Raw genomic sequence first — 22,124 nt, forward strand, 5'->3', positions numbered from 1 at the left:
CCGACCATGCGACGCACCCAGCCCAGCCCGCAGCCGAGTCCGCACCAGCCCAGCCCGCAGCCGATCCCGCACCAGCCGGGCCCGCACTGCCTGCCGGCCACCACCCACTCCTACCTCGAACGGGCGGCGGCATCCCTGCGCGAGGCGATCACCACTCCCGAGGTGCCCACCCGCTACGCGGTGGCGCACGTCGCCGGGCTCCAGTCCGCGGCCGCGCTGCTCGCCGCGCGGGCGGTGCCGGCGACCGGGCGGCGGCGTACCCAGAAGAACGCCTGGGTGCTGCTGGCCGAGGTGGCACCCGAGCTGGCCGAGTGGGCGAGCTTCTTCGCCGCCGGTGCCGGCAAGCGGGCCGCCGCCGAGGCCGGCTCCAGCCGGGCGGTCACCGAGCGTGAGGCCGACGACCTGGTCCGGGAGGTCGACCGGTTCCTCGCGGTCGTCGAGCAGGCACTCGGGCTGACCCGGCACGTGCCGGTCGAGCAGCAACTGCGGGTCGGGCGCAGTGCCTGACCCCGCAGCCGATCTCTCCGGCCCTCTCTCTGGCCCTCTCACTGGCCCGGACGGGTTCGTCCACCTCCACGTGGCCTCCGGCTACTCCCTGAGGTACGGCGCCTCCCATCCCCAGGTCCTGGTCGAGCGGGCCGCCGAGCAGGAGATGGACGCACTCGCGCTGACCGACCGCGACGGCACCTACGGGGCGGTCAAGCACGCGCTGGCCTGCCAGCGGGCCGGGATCCGCCCGGTGCTCGGGGTGGATCTCGCCTACGCCGACCCTGGCTGGTCGGTCGAAGGGGCGCAGGGTCACCAGCAGTCGGCCGGACGGACCCCGGTCCGGGGCGGGGCGTTCCGGGAGCCGGGGGGCCGGACGTTGCCCCGGGCCACGTTCCTGGCGGCCGGCAAGGCCGGCTGGGCGGCGCTGTGCCGGCTGGTCTCGGCCACCCACCTCTCCGGGGAGCGGGGCCGCCCGGTCACCACCCCGGAGCTGATCGCCGAGCACGCCGCCGGGGGCGACCTGCTGGTGCTGCTCGGCCCCGGCTCCACCCTCGGTGCGGCCGCGACGGCCCGGCGCGACGACCGGGCGCGGGCGGTGCTCGAGCGGTGGCGGAGGATCGTGCCGGCCGAGAACCTGCTCGTCGAGGTGGTCTCGCACCGGAGGGCCGGGCACGGTCCGGGCTCCTCCCCGCATGCCGCCCGGATGGCCGGGGTGGCCCGCGAGGCCGGCCTGGGCGTGGTGCTCACCAACGCGGTCCGCTACGCCGACCGGATGGACGCCCCCACCGTCGACGTGCTCGACGCCGCCCGTCGCCTGGTGCCGTTGGGCTCCGCCGACCTGAGGCGCGCCGGCTCCGCCGACGTCCGGGGCAACGCCGAGGGGTTCCTCAAGTCCGGCAAGCAGATGCACGAGGTGGCCGAGGAGATCTGCCGGTACGCCGGCCTCGCCGACCGCCGCGGCCGGGACCTGCTGGCCCGGACCCGGGTGGTCGCGGACCGCTGCGCCCTGGACCCCCGCACCGACCTCGGGATCGGGGAGGTGCACTTCCCCGAGCTGTCGGTCACGCCGGCGGTGGGGGGCGGGTTTCGAGACGGCGCTGGCGCGCCTCCTCAACCAGCGGCGACTCGACCGGCGGCGACTCGACCGGCGGCGACTCGACCGGCGGCGACCCGACCGACGGCGACTCGACCGGCGGCGACCCGACCAGCGGCGACTCGACCGGCCACGGAGGCCGACGCGGTGCTGCGGGCGCGCTGCGAGGGGGCGATCGGGTGGCGCTACGGCTCCGCCCCCCGGCAGCGGATCTGGAAGCGGCTGGAGGACGAGCTGGAGGTGATCCGCGAGCTCGGGTACGCCTCCTACTTCCTCACCGTCGCCGACGTCACCGACCTGATCCGCGGGATGGGGGTGCGCTCGGCGGCCCGGGGGTCGGGGGCCGGGAGCCTGGTCAACTACCTGCTCGGCATCTCGGGGGTGGACCCGATCCGGCACGGCCTGCTCATGGAGCGGTTCCTCTCCCCGCTGCGCGGCGACCTGCCCGACATCGACGTCGACGTGGAGTCCGCCCGGCGGCTCGAGGTCTACACCGCGATCCTGGACCGGTACGGCGGCGAGCGGTGCGTGTGCGTCTCGATGATGGAGACCTACCGGGTCCGGCACGCGGTCCGCGACGTTGGCGCGGCGCTGGGGATGCCGCCCGGCGAGATCGACGCGATCGCCAAGGCGTTCCCGCACATCCGGGCCCGCGACGCCCGGATGGCGCTGCGCGACCTGCCCGAGCTCCGGGCCAGCAGCTTCTTCGGCGGGGAGGCGCAGGCCACCGACCTGTTCTTCGGGCTGGTCGAGCGGCTGGACGGGCTGCCCCGGCACATCGCCGTCCATCCCTGCGGCGTACTGCTCTCCGATGCCACCCTGCTGGACCGGACCCCCGTCGAGGCGTCGTACGCCGGGTTCCCGATGAGCCAGTTCGACAAGGACGACGTCGAGCACCTCGGCCTGCTCAAGCTCGACGTGCTCGGCATCCGGATGCAGTCGGCCATGGCCCATGCCCTGGCCGAGATCGAGCGGGTGGACGGGGAGGTGGTCGACCTCGACGACGAGACGCAGGTGCCGTTCGACGACGGCGACACCTTCGACATGATCAGCCGGAGCAAGACCCTGGGGGTCTTCCAGATCGAGTCGCCCGGGCAGCGCGAGCTGGTCGGCAAGTCCGGCATCGAGACGTTCTCCGAGATCATCACCGACATCTCGCTGTTCCGGCCGGGGCCGGTGAAGAGCGACATGATCACGCCCTACCTCGACGCCAAGCAGGGCTGGAGGTCGCCGAGCTACCTGCACGAGGACCTCCGCCCGATCCTGGAGGACACCCACGGGGTGGTCGTCTTCCACGAGCAGGTGATCGAGATCATCGCCCGGTTCGCCGGGGTGAGTGCCGCCGAGGGCGACGAGAAGCGGCGGGCGCTGGGGGACACCGAGGGCATGGCCGAGACGAAGGTCTGGTTCTTCCCGCGCGCCCTGGGGCGCGGGTACCCGCTCCCGGTGGTGGAGAGGATCTGGCGGATCCTCGAGGCGTTCGCCTCGTTCGGCTTCTGCAAGGCGCACGCCGCGGCGTTCGCGCTGCCCACCTACCAGTCGGCGTGGCTCAAGGCGCACTGGCCGGCGCACTTCCTCTCCGGCGTGCTCACCCACGACCCGGGGATGTACCCCAAGCGGCTGATCCTCGACGACGCCCGGCAGTTCGGGGTCGCCGTGCTCGGCCTCGACGTCAACGCCAGCGGCAAGGAGTACGCCGTCGAGCGGGTCGAGGCCGGCTACGGCATCCGGCTCGCCCTCTCCGAGGTGAAGGGGATCAACGAGACCGAGGTGGAGCGGGTCGTGGCCGCCCGCGGGACCCTGGCCCCGGGCGGACCGAGCGACCCCTTCACCTCGCTGACCGACTTCTGGCACCGGGCCCGGGTCTCCCGTCCGATCGTCGAGCGGCTGGTGCTGGCGGGGGCGTTCGACTCGACCTACCGGATCGCCCCGGGGGGCAGCGGGGGAGAGGTCCGGCGCCGGGGCACGGTCACCCGCCGCGACCTGCTCCTGCAGGTCGCCGACCTGGACCGGCACGGCCGCGCCGTCGAGCGGGCGGCCTCGCGCACCCGGGGGGCGGTCCGGTCCCGGGCGGCGGTGCGGTCGGCGGCCCCGCGGGCGGCGGCCGCCGCGGAGCGCAGCAGCAGCGACCCGGTGACCCGGGACGGGGCGACCCGCACCGAGCGCCACGCCCTGGCCGCCCCGGGCGTCTGGGCCCAGGCGGCCGCCCAGTCCCGGGCGACCCCGCCGCCGGCGCCGGTCACCAGCGTCCAGCTGCCCCTCGACCTCGGCGACGAGCCCCGGGAGGGGGAGGCCAGCGGGCTCCCCGAGATGGAGCTCGAGGAGCGCATGCGGGCCGAGCTGGAGATCCTCGGCCTCGACGTCAGCCAGCACGTCGTGGACACCTACACCGACTTCCTCGCCGAGCTCGGCACCGTCCGCAGCCGGGACCTGCTGTCGCGGCGCAGCCGGTCCGAGCTGCTGGTGGCGGGGGTGAAGGTGGCCACCCAGACCCCGCCGATCCGGTCCGGCCGCCGGGTGGTCTTCCTGACCCTGGACGACGGCACCGGCCCGGTCGACGCGACCTTCTTCGAGGACGCCCAGGGCCCCTACGCGGCCACCGTGTTCGGCTCCTGGCTGCTGGTGGTGCGCGGGGAGCTGCGGCGCACCGGGCGGCGCGGGGTCTCGATCCGGGCGACCGGGTGCTGGGAGCTCCCGGCGCTGCACGCGCTCTGGCGGGCCGAGGGGATCGAGGCGGTGCGGGCCGCGATGGCGGTGCTGCCCGAGGGGTTCGCCGAGCCGGGTGCCTCCGGTCCCCGGCGGGTGCTGGTGCACAGCAGTGGCTTCCAGATGTCTCCCTACGCCGACGTCAAGCCGGCCGGGGAGGCCGCGAACGCGGTGCCCCGCACGCTGTGGCACCGCAGCCCGGGAAGCCCCGGATGAGGCCGCGGATGAGTCGTCGGACGAGGCCCCGGATGAGTCGGCGGGCACCGGGTGCCGCACGGATAGGGTGGGCGCCATGCCAGCCAGTGAACGGACCAGCGATCGGCCCAGTGAGCGGAGAGGTGCGGCCCGCACCGCCGTCGTCTGGGAGGCCCTGCGCTCCGTCCTCACCGACCCGGCCGAGGTGCTCGACATCGGCGGTGGCACCGGCGGCTTCGCGGTCCGGGTGGCCCAGCTCGGCCACCGGGTCACCGTGGTCGACCCCAGCCCGGACGCCCTGGCCGCCCTCGGACGACGCGCGGACGAGGGCGGTGTCGCCGACCGGGTCGAGGCTGCGCAGGGGGACGTCTCCAGTCTGCTCGACCTGGTGCCGCCCGGCCGGGCCGACGTGGTGCTCTGCCACGGGGTGCTCGAGGTCGTCGAGGACCCCGCGGCCGCGCTGGACACGATCGCCCGGTCGCTGCGGCCCGGGGGCACGCTCAGCCTGCTGGTCGCCCAGCGGCACGCGGCCGTGGTGGCCCGGGCGATGGCCGGGCACTTCGGCCAGGCCCTCACCCTGCTCGACCCCGAGGCCCAGACCGGCCAGCCCGGCCAGCCCAGCCGGGCCGGGCGCCGGTTCACCAGCGACGAGGTGGTGGACCTGCTCGCCGGAGCCGGCTTCGAGACCCGCGCGGTGCACGGGGTCCGGGTCTTCGCCGACCTCGTGCCCGGTGCGCTGCTCGAGCTCGAGCCCGGTGCCGCCCAGGCGCTGGTCGAGCTCGAGCAGGCGGTGTCCGGACGCCCGGAGTACCTCCCCCTCGCCACCCAGGTGCACGTGCTCGCCACCAGCGCCGCGGGCTGAGGCCACCGGGCAGACCGGCCCGACTCGGCAGGCCGGGCAGACTCGGGGGGCCGGGCAGACTCGGGGGGCCCGCGATGGATGAGGCGTCCCGGGACTGCCACCTGCTGCACGTCGACATGGATGCGTTCTACGCCTCGGTGATGGTCCGGGAGCGCCCCGACCTGTGGCAGGTGCCGGTCGTCGTCGGGGGCGGTCAGCGGGGCGTGGTGCTCTCGGCCAACTACCTCGCCCGGCAGTACGGCGTCCGCTCGGCGATGCCGATGACCCGGGCCCGTCGGGCCTGTCCGCAGGCCGTGGTGGTGGCGCCGGACTTCGAGGTCCTCGACACGGTCTCGTCCTCGGTGATGGAGACCTTCCGCCGGATCACACCGCTGGTCGAGGTGGTCTCGCTGGACGAGGCCTTCCTCGACGTGAGTGGCGCGACCCGCCGGCTCGGCTCCCCGCTGGAGATCGCCGAGCGGCTGCGGGCCGTCGTCCACGACGAGCAGGGGGTCACCTGCTCGGTGGGCATCGCCGCCTCGGTCGCGGTCGCCAAGCTCGCCAGCCGCCGCGCCAAGCCGGACGGGGTGGTGGTCGTCCCGCCGCACCGGGTGACCGGCTTCCTGCACCCGCTCGACGTCGGGGAGCTGTGGGGGGTGGGCGAGAAGACCGCCGCCCACCTGCACCGGCTGGGCCTGCACACCGTCGGGGACGTCGCGCACCTGCCGTTGCGGACCCTCCAGCGGGCAGTCGGCCAGGCTCTCGGGAGCCAGCTGCACGACCTGGCCTGGGGCACCGACCGGACCACCCTGACTCCCCGCCGGGGAGACCAGGAGCCGGACAGGAGCATGGGCGCCGACGAGACCTTCGCCCGCGACACCGACGACCGGGAGACGATCCTGCGGGAGGTGCTCCGGCTCTCGGCCAGGGTGGCGACCCGGATGCGGCAGGCGCAGGTGGCCGGCCGCACGGTGACGCTCCGGGTGCGCTTCGCCGACTTCACCACGATCACCCGGTCCCGCACCCTGCCCGAGGCCACGGACGTGACCCGGGAGGTGCACCAGGTGGCGTCCCGGCTCTACGACGGACTCGGGCTGCAGCGGGCCCGGATCCGGTTGGTGGGGGTGCGGGTGGAGGGGCTGGTGCCGCGCGCCACCGTGCACCGGCAAGGCCTGCTGGGCGAACGCGACCACGGCTGGTCGGACGCGGACCGGGCCGTGGACCGGGCCACCCGGAGGTTCGGCGCCGCCGCGGTCCGGCCGGCCAGTCTCCTGGGATGAGCACGAACATCACCCGCAGGCGTATACATTTCGGGCCGTGGGTACCGCCTTTACCCCGGGCTGCCTAGACTTGTGGAGTCAGCCGGTGGCTGCGTCGAGATTCGCCTTGGAGGAAGCCGTGCCGCTCTCGGAAGAGGAGCTGCGTCTGCTGGAGCAGATGGAGCGCGCGCTGGTCGAAGAGGACCCGAAGTTCGCCTCCACGCTGCGCGGCAGCTCGTTCCGCCGCAACGCCCGTCGCAAGGCGATCTGGGCCGGCTTCGCGTTCGCGGTCGGCGTCACGGTCCTGATGACCGGCGCCATCGCCAGCATCACCCCCGTCGGCATCCTGGGCTTCGTGATCATGCTGGCCTCCGCCACCTTCGGCCTGACCGTCCTCCGCGGCGGCGGCCAGGCCCAGGAGCAGCAGGAGGCGTCCGGCCGTACGGGCACCAGCGACCAGCCCCGCCAGCGCGGCGGACTCGGCGTGATCGACGGCGGTCGCTCCCGCCGGCCCGGCAAGGCGTCGCGGCCCTCCCGGCCCCGCGCCCAGGGCAGCTTCATGGAGCGGATGGAGCAGCGCTGGCGGCGCCGGCGCGACCAGAACGGCGGCCTCTGAGCCCCGAGCTGGACCCCGAGCCGGATCCCCGGCTCGACCCCGGGCCCTGACCTAGGATCGGGCCCCGAGCCGGATCCCCGGCTCAGCCCACGTGGTCGACCACGTCCTGGTGCGAGCGCACCCGGGTCAGTGCCGGTCCCGGCGTCACCGCGTGCCGCGGCGACAGCACGGAGGCCGGCAGCCACTCGGCCCGGAACCGGGCCCGCGGGGTCAGCCCGCCGCGGAGGGCGGTGACGCACGTGGCGACCGCCTCCCGCAGCTCCTCGACCCGGACCGGGGCCGGGACCGCGGCGTAGCGGGCCTGCTCGACCGCCGCGACGATCTTGTCCAGGGCCCTGGACGCGTCCGGGTTCGCGTGCGGACCGGTGGCCGGTCGATCCGGCGCGGTCCGGTCCGGAGCAGCGCCGAGGCTGCGCGCGACCAGGGCGCCGGCGACCCGCGGAGAGCGGCCCGAGGGCCAGGTCAGACCGCAGTCGACGACACTGTCGCGGAGCTCGGCCCAGGCCACCTCGGCGGCGACGGCCGCGGAGCCGCTCGCCCCGGCGGCCCGCCACCGACGCTCGGTCCGGGTCCGGCGGACCGCACCCGGTGCGAGGGCCAGCCCGACCAGGAACAGCAGCCCCGCCCCGCCCCACAGGAACGGGGCGGACGTGAGGCCGCCGCCGGTCGAGTCGTCCTCGGCGTCCCCGGCCGTCGGCGCCGCCGACTCGGTGGGTCGCTGCGGTCCGTCCGACGCGGTGGCCTCGTCGGTGGGGCCGGTCGGCTGCTCGGTGGTCGGATCGCTCGGCAGCTCCTCGGTGGAGTAGCCGGGCACGGTGCGGGCCCGGTCCTGCGGGGTGGGCTCGAACCGGACCCAGCCGAAGCCGTCGAAGTACAGCTCGGGCCAGGCGTGCAGGTCGTGGGCGCTGAACTCGTAGAGGTCCTCGCCGATCTGGGAGGAGTTCAGGAAGCCGACCGAGACCCGGGCCGGGATGTCGAGGGCCCGGGCCATCAGCGCCATGGAGGCCGAGAACTGCTCGCAGTAGCCGACCCGGCCGGTGCCCGGGGTGAGGAAGTCGACCAGGTCGCTGCTGCTGTTGCCCTCGGTGCTGCGCTCGAGCGAGTAGGTGAACTCGCTGCGGAACCACTCCTGCAGCGCCTGGGCCCGCTCGAAGTCCGTGCGCAGGCCCTGGGTGACCTCGGTGGCGTAGTCGAGGACCTCGCCCGGAAGGTCCTCCGGCAGCTCGGTGTACTCCTGCTCGAGGTCGAACGGCGGCGCGCCGGCCCGCACCAGGGCCGAGGCCGTGATCTCGGGGCGGAGCGCGGTCAGCGAGTAGTCGAGGTTGCTGGCCGACACGTCGTCCTCGGCGGCGTGGACGTCGAGGACCTCGTTGTCGAAGCGCCAGTCCTCGCCGGCGACCACCCGGTTGACGTAGAGCGGGGTGGGCAGCCAGAGGGAGTCGAAGGCGTCGGTGGTGCTCAGCTCCCACTCGCTGGTGGCACGGGGTACGCCGGGCGCGAGCCCGATCGGCGCCGGGAAGGCGCCGGTGGCTGCCTGGGCGCTGGGGAGGTCCCGAGCCCCCGGCGTCCAGGCCCGGCCGGTGAACGTGGTCAGCACCGAGAGCCGCACGTAGGACGGCGTCTCCGCGCCGTCGGTGCGCACCCGGAGCACCGGCACGTCGGCCCCTCTCGTCAGGTCCCGCCGCAGGTCCGTCATCGGGTTCCGGATGCTCACCTCGCGGCCGCCCCCGGCGGATCCGGCCGCGCCGCCCGCGAACACCGAGAGGTCGAGGGTCGGGATCAGCAGCGGCAGCAGCACGGCGAGGCCGGTGGCGGTGGCGCCGACCAGCACGGTGTCGCGCTGGGCGCTGACCGTCGAGGCGGGGCTCCCGGTCCCCAGGGGCCGGCCCCAGCGCCGGATCCGGTCGCCCTCCTGGAAGGTGAGCATGAGCAGGAAGCCGAAGGCTGAGGCGGCGAACACCGGCCAGCCCACCGACCGGTCCAGGAGGCTCACGGGCAGGCTGTAGACCAGTAGCAGCGGCAGCCCGGCCAGGGGGACCCGGCCCAGGGTCACCGCGCACAGGTCGACGAGCAGGTAGCAGACCAGCCCGCCGAGGGCGAGCAGCGGCACCACCGCGGTGACCTGTGCGGGCACCGGCGCGGCGTACTGCTGGCTGGCGGTGACCGCCTGCCCTAGGGACCGCATCGTCGCCTCCACCGAGGCGGGGGAGGGCCACCAGGCCGACCCCCACACCGCGTTGGCGAACAGCATCAGCGCCAGCGCCTGGGCGGCGACCACGACGATGCCGGGGAACCGGACCCGGCGCGCCAGGAGCCCGACGCCGCCGATGAGCAGGATCCCGACCAGGCAGATGTTCAGGTAGGTCCCCGGCCGCTCGACGAAGCCGGACCAGGCGAAGAGCGTCAGCCAGGCGGTCAGCGCGGAGGCGAGGACCAGTCTGGTCGAGCCGGTGGGGGTCGTCCGCTGGGGCGTCGCCGCCGGGCGCTCGGTCCGGGGCGCCGAGGTCGTCAGGGTCGTGGTCACCGTGTCCTCACCCGCCTGCCACGTCGGTCGCGACCCGGGTGACCCGGGTGCCCCGGCTGTCCTGGGTGCCCTGGCGGCCCTGGGTGTCGGGGCTGTCGTGGCTGTCGGGCCCGAACGGGCGCACCCCGCCGCCACCGGCGGAGCGTCGGCCGAGCTCCTGCCACAGCGTCGCGAGGTTGTCGTCGGGCCGGGCGCCGACGGCGCGCCAGCCGAACCCGGACAGCCAGGCGGCGCCCGGCACCTCCCGGTCCGGCCCCGACCTGGTGTCCCAGGCGTCCACGTCGAGCGCGATCGCGTGCGGCGCGCTGCCGTGGTGCACGAGCCGGCGGAGCATCGGGCGGTCGTGCTGGTCGAGGTGGCCCAGCACCGCCACCAGCAGGCCCACGTGGCCGCCCTCACCGAGCCAGGACGCGTCGAGGTGGCTGCTGCGGGAGCCCTCGACCACCGACAGCGCCTCGAGCAGGGGAGCGGTGTTCTGGGACGAGGCCCGGTCGTGCCACACGGTGCCTGGGTCCTCGCCGTCGGCGGTCACCAGCCGCACCACGAAGCCACGCTGCGAGAGGTGCACGGCGATCGAGGCCGCCGCCGAGACCGCCGCCTCCAGCGACGAGGCGGCGCCGTGCCCACGGTGTGCCATCAGTCGGTTGTCGAGCACCAGCGTGGCCCGGGACTGCCAGGGCTGCTCCTCCCGGCGCACCATCAGCTCCCCGGCCCGGGCGCTGCTGCGCCAGTGCACCCGGCGCAGGTCGTCCCCCTGGCGGTACTCGCGGACGGTGACGTCCTCGGCGCTGCCGGTCGTGAACGCCCGCGGGCGGTTGTCGCCGGAGCCGGTCCAGGCGCCGCTCAGCGGCACCACCGGGAGCGGCACCGTGCGGGGGGTGACGGTCAGCGGCACCGTCGTCTGGAAGGTCCGGCCCAGCTCGACCAGCCCGAACGGGTCCGAGACCCGCACCGACATCGGCCCGATCTCGAACCGGCCGCGCAGGTCCGAGCGGACGACGTACTCCATCTGGCGCTGCCACCCGAGGCTCATCACCTCCAGCACGAACCGCGGCCGGGTGCCCAGGGCGTAGGGCAGCCGGTCCTCGAGCAGGAGCAGGCCGGTGGGGGTGCGTCCCTCGTTGGTCAGCTCCAGCCGGACCGTGGCCCGCTGTCCGGCGCTCACCAGCTGCGGGCTCACGGTGCGGGTCAGCGCGAGCCGGTAGCGGCTGCGCCCCACGAGGTACGCCGTGAGCAGGGGGAGCGCGACCAGCAGCACCCCCACCCGGGTCAGCGTCGGCTGGCCGAGCACGATCGCGCAGACCACGGCGGTCACCCCCGCGGCGAGGAACGCCCGCCCCCGCGCGGTCAGCCCGTTCAGTCCCTCGCGCATCGCGTCGGCTCAGGCGTCCGGGCGGGCGTCCGGCACCGGCACGGAGCCGACGACGGCGTCGAGGATCGCGCCGGTGCTCCGGCCGCTCATCGCCGCCTCGACGCTGGGCAGCAGCCGGTGGGCGAGCACCGGCCGGGCGAGCAGGTGGACGTCGTCGGGCAGCACGTAGCTGCGGCCGTGCACCGCGGCGTAGGCCTTCGCGGCCCGGATCAGGTGCAGCGTGGCCCGCGGCGAGGCGCCGAGGTTCAGGTCGGGGGTGTTCCGGGTCGCGGTGGTCAGGGCGATCGCGTACCGCTGCACCGCCTCGGCGACGTGCACGCCCTGGACGATGCCGATCACCTTGCGGATCTCGGCGGCGTCGGTGACCGGCTCGAGGTCCTCGAGCGGGCTGCGGGCGCCGTGCGAGCCGAGCATGGCCAGCTCCGCGGCCGGCACCGGGTAGCCCATCGACACCCGGGCCATGAACCGGTCCCGCTGTGCCTCGGGGAGGGCGTAGGTGCCCTCCATCTCGATCGGGTTCTGGGTGGCGACCACCATGAACGGCGTCTCCAGCTGCCAGGTGTTGCCGTCGACGGTGACCTGGCGCTCCTCCATGCACTCGAGCAGCGCGGACTGGGTCTTGGGGGAGGCCCGGTTGATCTCGTCGCCGACCACGATGTTGGCGAAGATGCCGCCGGGCCGGAACTCGAACTCGCGGCTCTCCTGGTTGAACACGCTGACGCCGGTGACGTCGGAGGGCAGCAGGTCCGGCGTGAACTGGATCCGCCGCACCGACGAGTCGATCGAGCGGGCCAGGGCCTTGCTCAGCATGGTCTTGCCGACGCCCGGCACGTCCTCGATCAGCAGGTGACCCTCGGCCAGGAGGACCGTCACCGCCGTGGTGACCACGTCGGGCTTGCCCTCGATCACCGTGTCGATGGAGTCGCGCACCCGGGCGGCCACCCGGGCCACGGCGTCCACGTCTCCGGTGCCGATCTGTTCCTGGCCTGTCTCCACGTCCGTGCCCTCCACCAGCCGCCTGCAGTGCGTCCAGTCAACCGTACGACCGGTTGCCGCCCCCGCGATCCCCACATTCTCCTCCACTGTGCCCCACCTCGGCCGGGACCCGGTGCCGTGGCCGCCTGCGGGCTGCGGCCCGAGGCGGGACCGGAGGCGGCCGGCGTCGGGAATGGCGGCGGGAATGGACTGGACCGGGTGCGACGGGGGAGCGAATCGGAGCGAATATGGTTGACGGTGGGTGGATGTGGAGTAAAGTGGAGCGCAGTGGAGGATGAGTGGGTGAAAGGGGTGGGGCCCGGTGTTCTTCGGCACCTACACCCCCAAGCTCGACGACAAGGGTCGGCTCTTCCTCCCGGCGAAGTTCCGGGACGACCTGGCGGAGGGGCTTGTGGTCACACGAGGGCAGGAGCGCTGCCTCACGGTGTGGTCCATGGACGACTTCGGCGGACTGACCGACCGGCTCCGGGAGGCGCCGGTCACCAACAAGGGCACTCGTGACTACGTCCGCATGCTGTTCGCGGCGGCGTCCCAGGAGGTCCCTGACAAGCAGGGCCGGATCACGATCCCGTCGGTGCTGAGGGAGTACGCCTCGCTCAGCAAGGACGTGATGGTGATCGGCGCGATGAACCGGATCGAGATCTGGGACCCGGGCTCGTGGCAGAGCTACTCGGAGGAGCAGGAGCAGAAGTTCTCCGAGCTCAGCGACGAGGTCTTCCCCGGCATCTGAGCCGCACACACAACAGCACACCGGATCGCAGGACGAGGTCTCGAGCCCGCTCCCTGTTCGTCATCTGGGGCACCTTCCCCGGTTCCAGAGGACGACTTCCCTCGGGAGCGGGCAGGGACCTGGTCAGGCGATCCGCACACGTCAGCAGCAGGCGCAGCAGTCAACGAGGGGTCGAGACCATGAGCATCACCGCCACGGGTGCACCACCCGCCCTGCCGGCCCGACGGGTCCGGCACCAGGTGCGGGAGGCCCTCGCACTCATGGCCTTCTCGGCCACCACCTCCCTGGTGCTCGCCGGTGCGGCCGTGCTGCTGCTCGGCCTCGGCCGGCAGGGCTAGGCATGAGCGGCCCCCGCCACGTCCCGGTCCTGCTGGACCGGGTCGTCGCTCTTCTGGCCCCTGCCCTGGACCACCCCGGGTCGGTCCTCGTCGACGCCACGCTCGGTCTGGGTGGGCACAGCGAGGCCGTGCTCGAGGCCTGCCCGCAGGCCCGGCTGGTCGGCGTGGACCGTGACCCGCAGGCCCTGGAGCTGGCCGGCGACCGGCTCTCCGCGTACGCCGATCGCACGACGCTGGTGCACGCGGTCTACGACCGGATCCCCGACGTGCTCGAGGAGCTGGGCCTGCCGCGGGTCGACGGCGTCCTGTTCGACCTGGGCGTCTCGTCGATGCAGCTCGACGTCCGCGAGCGCGGCTTCGCCTACGCCCAGGACGCGCCGCTCGACATGCGGATGGGCGACGAGGGCCCCACCGCGGCCGACGTGCTGAACAGCTACCCGGTCGAGGACCTGGCCCGGATCCTGCGGGAGTACGGCGAGGAGAAGTTCGCCGGCCGGATCGCACGCCGGATCGTCGCGGCCCGGGAGAGCGAGCCGTTCGCCACCTCCGCCCGCCTCGTCGAGCTGCTCTACGACGCCATCCCGGCCCCCGCCCGGCGTACCGGGGGACACCCGGCCAAGCGCACCTTCCAGGCGCTGCGGATCGAGGTCAACGACGAGATGCAGGTCCTGCGCCGCGCGATCCCGGCGGCGCTGGAGGCGGTCGCCGTGGGCGGCCGGGTGGTGGTGGAGTCCTACCACTCGCTCGAGGACCGGATCGTCAAGCAGGCGTTCGCCGCCGCGACCCGCACCGACGTCCCGCCGGACCTGCCCTTCGTCCCGGACCAGGCGCAGCCGCTGTTCCGGGCCGTGACCCGCGGCGCCGAGAAGGCCGGACCACCCGAAGTCACCGACAACCCCCGCGCGGCCTCGGTCCGCCTCCGCGCGGTCGAGCGCACTCGTCAAGGAGCGCACGCATGAGCAGTCCCCTTCCCCAGGGCAGCCCAGGCCGGGTCCGCGTCCAGCGCATCGCCGAGGCGGCCGTCGAGCGAGCCAGGCTGAGGGTGGTGCCTCGGGCGCCCCGGGTGACCCGGGCGCCGCGAGTGCCGTTCGTGACCCTGGTGAGCCTGGTCCTGCTGGCCGGGGTCGTGGGACTGCTGATGTTCAACACCACGATGCAGCAGAACGCCTTCGCGGCGACGTCGCTCGAGCAGCGGGCGGCGACGCTGACCTCGCGGGAGCAGACCCTGCGGATGGACCTCGAGGTGCTGCGCGACCCGCAACGGGTCGCCGAGCGCGCCCAGCGCCTGGGCATGGTCCCGGCCGCCACCCCCGCGTTCCTGCGGATCGCCGACGGCAAGGTGCTCGGGGTGCCGACGGTCTCCACCGCGCGGGAGCGCTTCGACATCCTGCCGACCGCGCCGGCCAAGCCGGCGGTGCTGAGGACCCGCACGAGGGTCGTCGAGGTGCCGGCGCCGTCGGTGCGGGAGCGCCGACGCGGTGAGGGCCGGGCCGGCGACCGGGCTGAGAACCGGGCTGGCAACCGGGCTGAGAACCGGGCCGAGAACCGGGCTGGCAACCGGGCCGGCAACCGGGCCGGCAACCGGGCCGGCAACCGGGCCGACAGCCGGAGCGACGGGTGACCAGCCGACCCCGGTCCGCGCCGCGGAGCCCCCGCGCCTCGGTCCACCTCCGGCTCCGGTTCGGCTTCGTGGTGATCTGCATGGTGATCTCGCTGTTCGGCGTCCGCCTGGTGCAGCTGCAGGGCATCGACCCCCAGTCGTACGCCGCCATGGCCGCGCGGGAGGGGATGGTCACCGTCGAGCTGCCGGCCGACCGTGGCGCGATCACCGACCGCAACGGCGTCGAGCTGGCCACCAGCGTCGACGGCCGGATGATCGTGGCCGACCCCACGATGACCGCGCCGGACGCCCCCGAGATCGCCTCGTTCCTGGCCGAGGAGCTGGACCTCGACTACTTCGCCACCCTGGAGAGCCTGCGCTACGAGAACACCCGGTTCCGCTACATCGCCCGGCGGGTGCCCTCGACGATCGCCCTCGACGTGCTGGCCGAGGCGCAGGAGCGGGGGTACCGCGGCCTGAGCACCCGGCGCGACCCGATGCGCGACTACCCGGCCCGCGACGTGGCCGCCAACGTGGTCGGCTTCCTGGGCGACGACGCGATCGCCCTGGGCGGGCTGGAGAAGACCTTCGACGGACTGCTCTCGGGCACCGACGGCGAGGCGACCTACGAGGTGGGCGGCGGCAACCGGATCCCGCTGGGCGACCAGACGACGGTCGAGCCCCAGGACGGTGCCGACCTCGAGCTCACGATCGAGCGGGACCTGCAGTGGTTCGTCCAGCGGGTCCTGCGCTCCACCATCCGGGGCGCCGGGGGCGACTCCGGCGCCGCCGTGGTCATGGACTCCCGGACCGGCGAGCTGCTCGCGATCGCCGACGACCCGACCTTCGACGCCAACCGGCCGGGGGCCGCCCCGGAGCGGAACCGGGTCTCCCGCGCCGCGAGCGACGTCTACGAGCCGGGGTCGGTGCAGAAGGTGCTCACGACCGCGGCGCTGCTGGACGCGGGCAAGGTCACCCCGCGCACCCGGATCGAGGTGCCGGGCACGCTGCCCCGCCAGGACCGGGTCATCCACGACCACTGGGACCACGGCGACATCCGGCTGACGATGGCCGGCGTGCTGGCGCGCTCCTCCAACATCGGCACCGTGCTGGCCGCCGACGAGTTCAGCCCCGACGAGCTGCACGCCTACCTGCGGGCCTTCGGCCTCGGCCAGCGCACGGACGTCGGCATCCGCAACGAGACCGCGGGCCTGCTGCCCGACCCGTCCCTGTGGTCCCAGATCAACCAGGACACGATCGCCTTCGGTCAGGGCGTCAGCGTCAACGCGATCCAGATGGCGGCCGCGGTGAACACGATCGCCAACGGCGGGGAGCGGGTCGCCCCCAGCCTGGTCCGCGGCTCGGCCACCTCCGACGAGGGCGAGCAGGTGGGCACCGCCACCGCCGAGCGGCGTCAGGTGGTGAGCCCCGAGGCGGCCGCCCAGACCATGCAGATGATGGAGCTGGTGACCGACCCCGAGGACGGGGTGGCGCCGGGGGCGGCGGTCCCCGGTTACCGGGTGGCCGGCAAGACCGGCACCGCGCAGCGGGTCGGGGAGGAGTGCGGCTGCTACGACGGCACCTACACGGTGTCGTTCGCGGGGTTCGCGCCCGCCGACGACCCGCGGTTCACTGTCTACGTGGTGGTGCAGAACCCCCGCAACGGCGGTGGCGGCGGCTCGGTCGCAGGACCGGCGTTCAGCCGGATCATGAGCCACCTGCTGCGCCGCTACGCCGTGGCGCCGACCGGGACCCAGGCCTCGACGTACCCCATCGAGTGGTGACGGGGCGGACCACCCTCGCTCCGGCACCCGGTAGCCTCCGGCCGTGGTGAGCGACGAGCAGAAGGCAGCCGAGCTGAGCGCGACCCGGCCCCGGGAGGCCCGGAGGACCGCGCTGTCCGACGTGGCCCGCTGGCTGGAGGTCGCGCCGCCCGGCCGGCCCTCGGGCGAGGACGACGAGCCGACGGTCCTCGGGCTGACCCTGAGCTCCCAACGCGTCCGGCCCGGCGACCTCTACGCCGCGCTGCCCGGCGCGACCACGCACGGGGCCGGGTACGCCGACTCCGCCGTGGCGGCCGGCGCCGTGGCCCTGCTGACCGACCGGGCGGGGGAGGAGCTGCTGTCCCGGGAGGGCATCGGGGTGCCGGTGCTGGTCGTGGCCTCGCCCCGGGCCGTCCTCGGTCGGTTGGCGGCCTGGTTGTACGGCGACCCGGCCGCGGCGATGCACATGATCGGCGTGACCGGCACCCAGGGCAAGACCACCACGACCCGCCTGCTGGAGCGGGCGCTGGAGGAGGCCGGGATCCCGTCGGCCGCGATCGGCACGGTCGGCACCCGGGTCGCGGGGCAGGACGTCCGGACCTCGTTGACCACGCCGGAGGCCCCCGACCTGCACGGCCTGTTCGCGATGATGCGCGAGCGCGACGTCGTGGCCTGTGCGATGGAGGTCTCCAGCCACGCGCTGGTCCTGGGCCGGGTCGACGGCGTGGTCTTCGACGTCGCCGTGTTCACCAACCTCGGGCGCGACCACCTGGACTTCCACGCCGACGTCGAGGAGTACTTCGCCGCGAAGGCGTCGCTGTTCACCCCGGAGCGCGCCCGCTCCGGACTGGTCAACGTCGACGACGAGCACGGGCGACGGCTGCTGCGGGAGGCGTCGATCCCGCTCCGGACCTTCTCCGCGCGCGGCGCCGAGGCGGACTGGCGCGCCGAGGACGTGGTCGCCGCCGCGGACGGCTCCACCTTCACCGTGGTCGGGCCGGGTGGGCTCCGCGTGGCCACGCGGGTGCCGATCGCCGGGGACTTCAACGTCGCCAACGCCCTGGCCGCGGTGGCCGCGGCGGCCGAGGCCGGCTTCGACCCGGCGTCGGTCGCCGGCGGCCTGGCGCGGTCGGGGGGTGTGCCCGGCCGCCTGGAGGAGGTGCGGGCCGGGCAGGACTTCACCGTGGTCGTGGACTACGCCCACAAGCCGGACGCCGTCGAGGCCGCTCTGCGCACGCTCCGCCCCCTGACCGAGGGCCGGCTCATCGTGGTGCTCGGCGCCGGGGGCGACCGGGACACCGGCAAGCGGCCGGTGATGGGTGAGATCGCGGCCCGCCTCGCCGACGTCCTGGTCGTGACCGACGACAACCCGCGCTCCGAGGACCCCGCCGCGATCCGGGCAGCCGTGCTGCGTGGAGCCGGCGGCGGGCCCGCCGAGGTCCGGGAGGTGGGCGACCGCAGGTCCGCGATCCGCGAGGCCCTGGGCCTCGCGGCCCCCGGCGACATCGTGCTCATCGCCGGGAAGGGCCACGAGAGCGGCCAGGAGGTCGCCGGGGTGGTGCACCCCTTCGACGACCGGACCGTGGTGCGCGAGGAGCTGGCCGCCCGAGGGGGCCGAGGATGATCCCGATGACGCTGGCCGAGATCGCCGACGTGGTCGGCGGGACCGCCCACGGGGACGCCGTGGTCACCGGCCCGGCGTTCGTGGACAGTCGGGAGGTGGTCCCCGGCGGACTCTTCCTGGCGGTCGCGGGGGAGCGGGCCGACGGCCACGACTACGCCGCGCAGGCCGTGGCCGCCGGGGCCGCGGCCGTGCTGGGGTCGCGGGCACCTGGTGTGCCCTGTGTCGTGGTGCCGGATCCCGTGACCGCCCTCGGCCGCCTCGCCCGGCACGTCCGGGACCGGCTGCCCGGGCTCACGGTGATCGCCCTGACCGGCAGCCAGGGCAAGACCGGCACGAAGGACTACCTCGCGCAGGTGCTGGCCGCCTCCGGGGAGACCGTCGCCACCCAGGGCAACCTCAACAACGAGATCGGCGTGCCGTTGACGGTGCTCCGGGCCACCGCGACGACCCGCCACCTCGTGGTCGAGATGGGCGCCCGGGGGCTCGGTCACATCGGCTACCTGTGCGACGTCGCCAGGCCGACCATCGCCGCGGTGCTGAACGTCGGCACCGCCCACCTCAGCGAGTTCGGCAGCCGCGAGGCCATCGCCCGGGCCAAGGGCGAGATCCTCGAGGGCCTCCCCGGCGACGGGGTCGCCGTGCTCAACGCGGACGACGACCTGGTGCGGGCCATGGCGGAGCGCACCGGGGCGCGAAGGCGGACCTTCGGCGTCGCCTCCGGCTCGGACCTGTCCTGGTCCGACCTCGACCTCGACGACCTCGGCCGCCCCGAGGTCACCTTCACGCACGCCCGCGCCGGCGGCGTGGACCGGGCCCGGGTCCGGCTCCGGCAGTCGGGGGCGCACCAGGTGCCGAACGCCGCGGCGGCCGCGGCCCTGGCGCTCGCGGCCGGGGTGGGGTTCGACGACGTGGCCGCGGCGCTCCGCGGGGCCGGGTCGCTGTCCCGGTGGCGGATGGAGATGACCGAGCTCGCCGACGGCACCGTCGTGGTCAACGACGCCTACAACGCCAACCCCGCCTCGATGGCCGCTGCCCTCGACACCGCGACGGGCATCGCCGCCCGGCGCGGCGGCCGGACCGTGGCCGTGCTGGGGGAGATGAAGGAGCTCGGCTCGGAGTCCCCGACCGCGCACCGCGAGGTCGGCGCGGTGGCCGCCCGGTCCGGCGTCGACCGGCTGCTCGTGGTCGGTGAGCCGGCGGCCGGGATGGTGGACGGTGCGAGGTCGGTCACGGATTGGCCCGGCACGGCGGTGCCCGTCGCCGATCGCGGCGAGGCTCTGGCATGGTTGCGCGAGAACGTCGCCGCCGGTGACGTCGTACTGGTCAAGGCGTCCCGCGGAGCGGCCCTCGAGGTGGTCGCGGAGGCGCTGGTGAACCCGGAGGGACCTCACGCATGAGAGCGATCCTGCTCGGTGGCGGACTGTCGCTGATCATCTCGCTCGTCGGCACCCGCTACGCGATCAAGCTGCTGTCCGCGAAGGGCTACGGCCAGGAGATCCGCGACGACGGTCCCACCAGCCACCACACCAAGCGCGGGACGCCCACCATGGGCGGCATCGTGATCATCCTGTCCTCGGTGATCGGCTACTTCTCGGCCAAGGTGATCACCCAGGACGTCCCCTCGGCCTCGGCGCTGCTGCTGCTGTTCCTGTTCGTCGGCCTCGGCGTGGTCGGCTTCCTCGACGACTTCATCAAGATCTACAAGCAGCGCAACCTCGGCCTGCGGAGCAAGGCCAAGATGATCGGGCAGACCGTCATCGCGGTCACCTTCGGCATCCTGGCGCTGTCCCCGGTGCTCGAGGACTTCCGCGGCCAGACCCCGGCCTCGCAGCACATCTCCTTCATCCGGGACTTCGAGTTCTGGACCGTGCCCGCCGTGCTGGTCGTGCTGTTCATCTGGATCATCGTCACCGGCACCAGCAACGCCGTGAACCTCACCGACGGGCTGGACGGGCTGGCGGCGGGCGCGTCGATGATGGTGTTCGGCGCCTACACGCTCGTGAACATCTGGCAGAACAACCAGTGGTGCGGCCAGGACGACATCACCTACGGCCGCTGCTACGAGGTCCGCGACCCACTGGACCTGGCGATCATCGCCGCCGCCATCACCGGCGCCTGCTTCGGGTTCCTGTGGTGGAACGCCTCACCGGCCCAGATCTTCATGGGCGACACCGGGTCGCTCTCGCTCGGCGGGGCGCTCGCCGGCCTGGCGATCCTGACCCGCACCGAGCTGCTGCTGCTCGTCCTCGGCGGCCTGTTCGTGGTCGAGACGCTGTCGGTGATGCTGCAGGTGGGCTTCTTCCGCGTCACCAAGGGACGGCGGGTCTTCCGCATGGCACCGCTGCACCACCACTTCGAGATGGTCGGCTGGGAGCAGGTCACCGTCGTGATCCGGTTCTGGATCATCACCGGCCTGTGCGTGGCCGCCGGGCTCGGCGTCTTCTACGCCGAATGGGTGGCCGGCACCTGATGTCCAGGCTCGACCTCCTGGGCCGCAACGACTCCTGGGACGGGATCCGCGCGGTCGTCGCCGGCTTCGGCGTCTCCGGGTTCGCCGCCGCCGACAACCTGCTCTTCCTCGGCGCCACCGTGACCGCGCTGGACGAGCGGGTCGGCGACCGCGGCGAGCAGGCCGGCCTGCTCGAGAGCCTCGGCGCCGACATCCGGCTCGGCGAGGGGCACACCGCCCGGCTCCCCGACGACGTCGACGTGCTGGTGACCTCTCCCGGATGGCGGCCCGACGCGCCGCTGCTCGCCCAGGCCCGGCAGCGCGGCGTACCGATCTGGGGCGAGGTGGAGCTGGCCTGGCGGCTGAGGGACCCCGACCGGCCGGCGCCCTGGCTGGCGGTCACCGGGACCAACGGCAAGACCACCACCGTCCAGATGCTCGAGAGCATCCTGCGCGCGGCCGGTCTGCGCACGGTCGCCGCGGGCAACGTCGGCCTGCCGCTCGTCGAGGCGGTCATGGACCCCGAGCCGTACGACGTGCTGCCGGTCGAGCTGTCCAGCTTCCAGCTGCACTACACGCAGTCGATGAGCGCGGAGTCGGCCGCGGTGCTCAACGTCGCCGAGGACCACCTCGACTGGTACCCCTCCTTCGACGACTACGCCGCGGACAAGGGTCGGGTGTACGAGAACGTGCGCCGGGCCTGCGTGTACAACGTGGCGGACCCACGGACCGAGCAGCTGGTCCGCGAGGCCGACGTCGTCGAGGGCGCGCGGGCGGTCGGCTTCACGCTGGGCATGCCGCAGGTGGGCATGGTGGGCGTGGTCGAGGACATCCTCGCCGACCGGGCCTTCGTCGAGAGCCGGGACACCAGCGCGGCCGAGCTCTGCCAGGTGCGCGACCTGGCCTCCCCGGCGCCGCACTTCGTGGCCAACGCGCTGGCCGCGGCCGCCCTGGCCCGCAGCCACGGCATCGCGCCGGCCGCGGTGCGCGACGGGCTGCGCGCGTTCCGCCCGGACGGGCACCGGATCGCCCTCGTCGCCGAGCAGGACGGCGTCACCTGGGTCGACGACTCGAAGGCCACGAACCCGCACGCGGCACGGTCCTCGCTCGAGGCCTACGACCCGGTCGTGTGGGTCGCCGGCGGCCTGGCCAAGGGCGCCCGGTTCGACGAGCTCGTGGGCGCCACCCGGGACCGGCTCCGGGGCGTGGTCCTCCTCGGCGCGGACCGCGAGGTCATCGCCGAGGCCCTCGCGCGACACGCGCCCGATGTGCCGGTCATCGTCTGCGGTGGCAGGGAGACTGGTCCCGTCTCCGGCGTGATGGAACGGGTCGTGGCTGCGGCCGCCGACCTCGCCAGGCCCGGCGACACGGTGCTGCTGGCGCCGGGATGCGCCTCGATGGACATGTTCGCCCACTACGCCGAACGCGGCGAGGCGTTCGCCGACGCGGTGCGGCGCCGGCTGCAGGACCCAGGACAGGTGTAGACCCGGCCGCTCCGGACCGGGAGGCGCGGCGCAGGAGGGCGGAGG

General features: G+C 74.3%; 17 protein-coding genes. 14 read left to right on the forward strand and 3 right to left on the reverse strand.

Annotation, left to right across the window (positions count from 1 at the left end):
- Window positions 1-6: 6 nt before the first annotated feature.
- The 5 genes from IE331_RS06145 to IE331_RS06165 all read left to right on the forward strand — a co-directional run bounded on the left by IE331_RS06145 (window position 7) and on the right by IE331_RS06165 (window position 7,199).
- Window positions 7-507, forward strand: coding sequence for an SAV_6107 family HEPN domain-containing protein (locus IE331_RS06145; protein WP_192141448.1), 501 nt, complete (start codon window positions 7-9; stop codon window positions 505-507).
- The gene (gene dnaE, locus IE331_RS06150; protein ID WP_318646773.1) at window positions 500-4,504 is read left to right on the forward strand and encodes a DNA polymerase III subunit alpha; all 4,005 of its coding nucleotides are present in this window, start codon (window positions 500-502) and stop codon (window positions 4,502-4,504) included. Before IE331_RS06145 ends, dnaE begins: the two co-directional genes overlap by 8 nt.
- Window positions 4,505-4,580: 76 nt before the next feature.
- Entirely contained in the window at window positions 4,581-5,345 is a 765-nt protein-coding gene (locus IE331_RS06155) for a methyltransferase domain-containing protein (RefSeq protein WP_192141452.1), read from the forward strand.
- Between the two features lie 74 nt (window positions 5,346-5,419).
- Window positions 5,420-6,604 (forward strand): DNA polymerase IV, encoded by a 1,185-nt coding sequence (gene dinB / locus IE331_RS06160; RefSeq protein WP_192141459.1) that lies wholly within the window; start codon window positions 5,420-5,422, stop codon window positions 6,602-6,604.
- Between the two features lie 118 nt (window positions 6,605-6,722).
- Window positions 6,723-7,199 carry a DUF3040 domain-containing protein gene (locus tag IE331_RS06165; RefSeq protein ID WP_192141461.1) on the forward strand — a complete coding sequence of 159 codons (477 nt, stop codon included), beginning with the start codon at window positions 6,723-6,725 and terminating at the stop codon, window positions 7,197-7,199.
- Between the two features lie 82 nt (window positions 7,200-7,281).
- Here IE331_RS06165 and IE331_RS06170 read toward each other — a convergent pair whose 3' ends face one another.
- The 3 genes from IE331_RS06170 to IE331_RS06180 are packed head-to-tail and all read right to left on the reverse strand — an operon-like array spanning window position 7,282 to window position 12,091.
- Window positions 7,282-9,723, reverse strand: a complete 2,442-nt coding sequence (locus tag IE331_RS06170; RefSeq protein ID WP_192141462.1) for a transglutaminase family protein — start codon at window positions 9,721-9,723, stop codon at window positions 7,282-7,284.
- A gap of 7 nt (window positions 9,724-9,730) precedes the next feature.
- Window positions 9,731-11,095, reverse strand: a complete 1,365-nt coding sequence (locus tag IE331_RS06175) for a DUF58 domain-containing protein (RefSeq protein ID WP_192141463.1) — start codon at window positions 11,093-11,095, stop codon at window positions 9,731-9,733.
- A 9-nt stretch (window positions 11,096-11,104) separates the two neighbouring features.
- Window positions 11,105-12,091, reverse strand: coding sequence for an AAA family ATPase (locus IE331_RS06180; RefSeq protein ID WP_318646774.1), 987 nt, complete (start codon window positions 12,089-12,091; stop codon window positions 11,105-11,107).
- Window positions 12,092-12,392: 301 nt separating this feature from the next.
- On the opposite strand from IE331_RS06180, the gene mraZ reads away from it, so the two are divergent.
- From mraZ to murD, 9 genes are all read left to right on the forward strand, one after another.
- On the forward strand, window positions 12,393-12,821 hold the full coding sequence (mraZ, locus tag IE331_RS06185) for a division/cell wall cluster transcriptional repressor MraZ (protein ID WP_192141464.1): 429 nt from the start codon (window positions 12,393-12,395) through the stop codon (window positions 12,819-12,821).
- Between the two features lie 179 nt (window positions 12,822-13,000).
- Window positions 13,001-13,159 carry a hypothetical protein gene (locus IE331_RS06190; RefSeq protein WP_192141465.1) on the forward strand — a complete coding sequence of 53 codons (159 nt, stop codon included), beginning with the start codon at window positions 13,001-13,003 and terminating at the stop codon, window positions 13,157-13,159.
- A 2-nt stretch (window positions 13,160-13,161) separates the two neighbouring features.
- Window positions 13,162-14,118, forward strand: coding sequence for a 16S rRNA (cytosine(1402)-N(4))-methyltransferase RsmH (gene rsmH / locus IE331_RS06195; RefSeq protein WP_192141466.1), 957 nt, complete (start codon window positions 13,162-13,164; stop codon window positions 14,116-14,118).
- On the forward strand, window positions 14,115-14,780 hold the full coding sequence (locus tag IE331_RS06200) for a hypothetical protein (protein ID WP_192141467.1): 666 nt from the start codon (window positions 14,115-14,117) through the stop codon (window positions 14,778-14,780). Before rsmH ends, IE331_RS06200 begins: the two co-directional genes overlap by 4 nt.
- Window positions 14,777-16,543: a peptidoglycan D,D-transpeptidase FtsI family protein gene (locus IE331_RS06205; RefSeq protein ID WP_201931196.1), complete on the forward strand. Its 1,767-nt coding sequence runs from the start codon at window positions 14,777-14,779 to the stop codon at window positions 16,541-16,543. Before IE331_RS06200 ends, IE331_RS06205 begins: the two co-directional genes overlap by 4 nt.
- 43 nt (window positions 16,544-16,586) lie before the next feature.
- Window positions 16,587-18,146, forward strand: a complete 1,560-nt coding sequence (locus IE331_RS06210; protein ID WP_449866961.1) for a UDP-N-acetylmuramoyl-L-alanyl-D-glutamate--2,6-diaminopimelate ligase — start codon at window positions 16,587-16,589, stop codon at window positions 18,144-18,146.
- Window positions 18,147-18,151: 5 nt separating this feature from the next.
- Window positions 18,152-19,543, forward strand: coding sequence for a UDP-N-acetylmuramoyl-tripeptide--D-alanyl-D-alanine ligase (locus IE331_RS06215; RefSeq protein ID WP_201931200.1), 1,392 nt, complete (start codon window positions 18,152-18,154; stop codon window positions 19,541-19,543).
- Window positions 19,540-20,616: a phospho-N-acetylmuramoyl-pentapeptide-transferase gene (gene mraY, locus IE331_RS06220; protein WP_192141469.1), complete on the forward strand. Its 1,077-nt coding sequence runs from the start codon at window positions 19,540-19,542 to the stop codon at window positions 20,614-20,616. The genes IE331_RS06215 and mraY overlap by 4 nt, the downstream gene beginning before the upstream one ends.
- Window positions 20,616-22,079: a UDP-N-acetylmuramoyl-L-alanine--D-glutamate ligase gene (gene murD, locus IE331_RS06225; RefSeq protein WP_201931202.1), complete on the forward strand. Its 1,464-nt coding sequence runs from the start codon at window positions 20,616-20,618 to the stop codon at window positions 22,077-22,079. The genes mraY and murD overlap by 1 nt, the downstream gene beginning before the upstream one ends.
- Window positions 22,080-22,124 lie beyond the last annotated feature (45 nt).

Source organism: Nocardioides donggukensis (assembly GCF_014842875.1).
Classification (GTDB): domain Bacteria; phylum Actinomycetota; class Actinomycetes; order Propionibacteriales; family Nocardioidaceae; genus Nocardioides; species Nocardioides donggukensis.

Excerpts from the sequence above, each read along its gene's own strand:
- IE331_RS06175 (WP_192141463.1), bottom strand. The coding sequence starts at position 11,095 with ATGCGCGAGGGACTGAACGGGCTGACCGCGCGGGGGCGGGCGTTCCTC.
- IE331_RS06190 (WP_192141465.1), top strand. The coding sequence starts at position 13,001 with ATGAGCATCACCGCCACGGGTGCACCACCCGCCCTGCCGGCCCGACGG.
- dinB (WP_192141459.1), top strand. The coding sequence starts at position 5,420 with ATGGATGAGGCGTCCCGGGACTGCCACCTGCTGCACGTCGACATGGAT.
- IE331_RS06155 (WP_192141452.1), top strand. The coding sequence starts at position 4,581 with ATGCCAGCCAGTGAACGGACCAGCGATCGGCCCAGTGAGCGGAGAGGT.
- mraY (WP_192141469.1), top strand. The coding sequence starts at position 19,540 with ATGAGAGCGATCCTGCTCGGTGGCGGACTGTCGCTGATCATCTCGCTC.
- IE331_RS06145 (WP_192141448.1), top strand. The coding sequence starts at position 7 with ATGCGACGCACCCAGCCCAGCCCGCAGCCGAGTCCGCACCAGCCCAGC.
- IE331_RS06200 (WP_192141467.1), top strand. The coding sequence starts at position 14,115 with ATGAGCAGTCCCCTTCCCCAGGGCAGCCCAGGCCGGGTCCGCGTCCAG.
- murD (WP_201931202.1), top strand. The coding sequence starts at position 20,616 with ATGTCCAGGCTCGACCTCCTGGGCCGCAACGACTCCTGGGACGGGATC.
- rsmH (WP_192141466.1), top strand. The coding sequence starts at position 13,162 with ATGAGCGGCCCCCGCCACGTCCCGGTCCTGCTGGACCGGGTCGTCGCT.
- IE331_RS06215 (WP_201931200.1), top strand. The coding sequence starts at position 18,152 with ATGACGCTGGCCGAGATCGCCGACGTGGTCGGCGGGACCGCCCACGGG.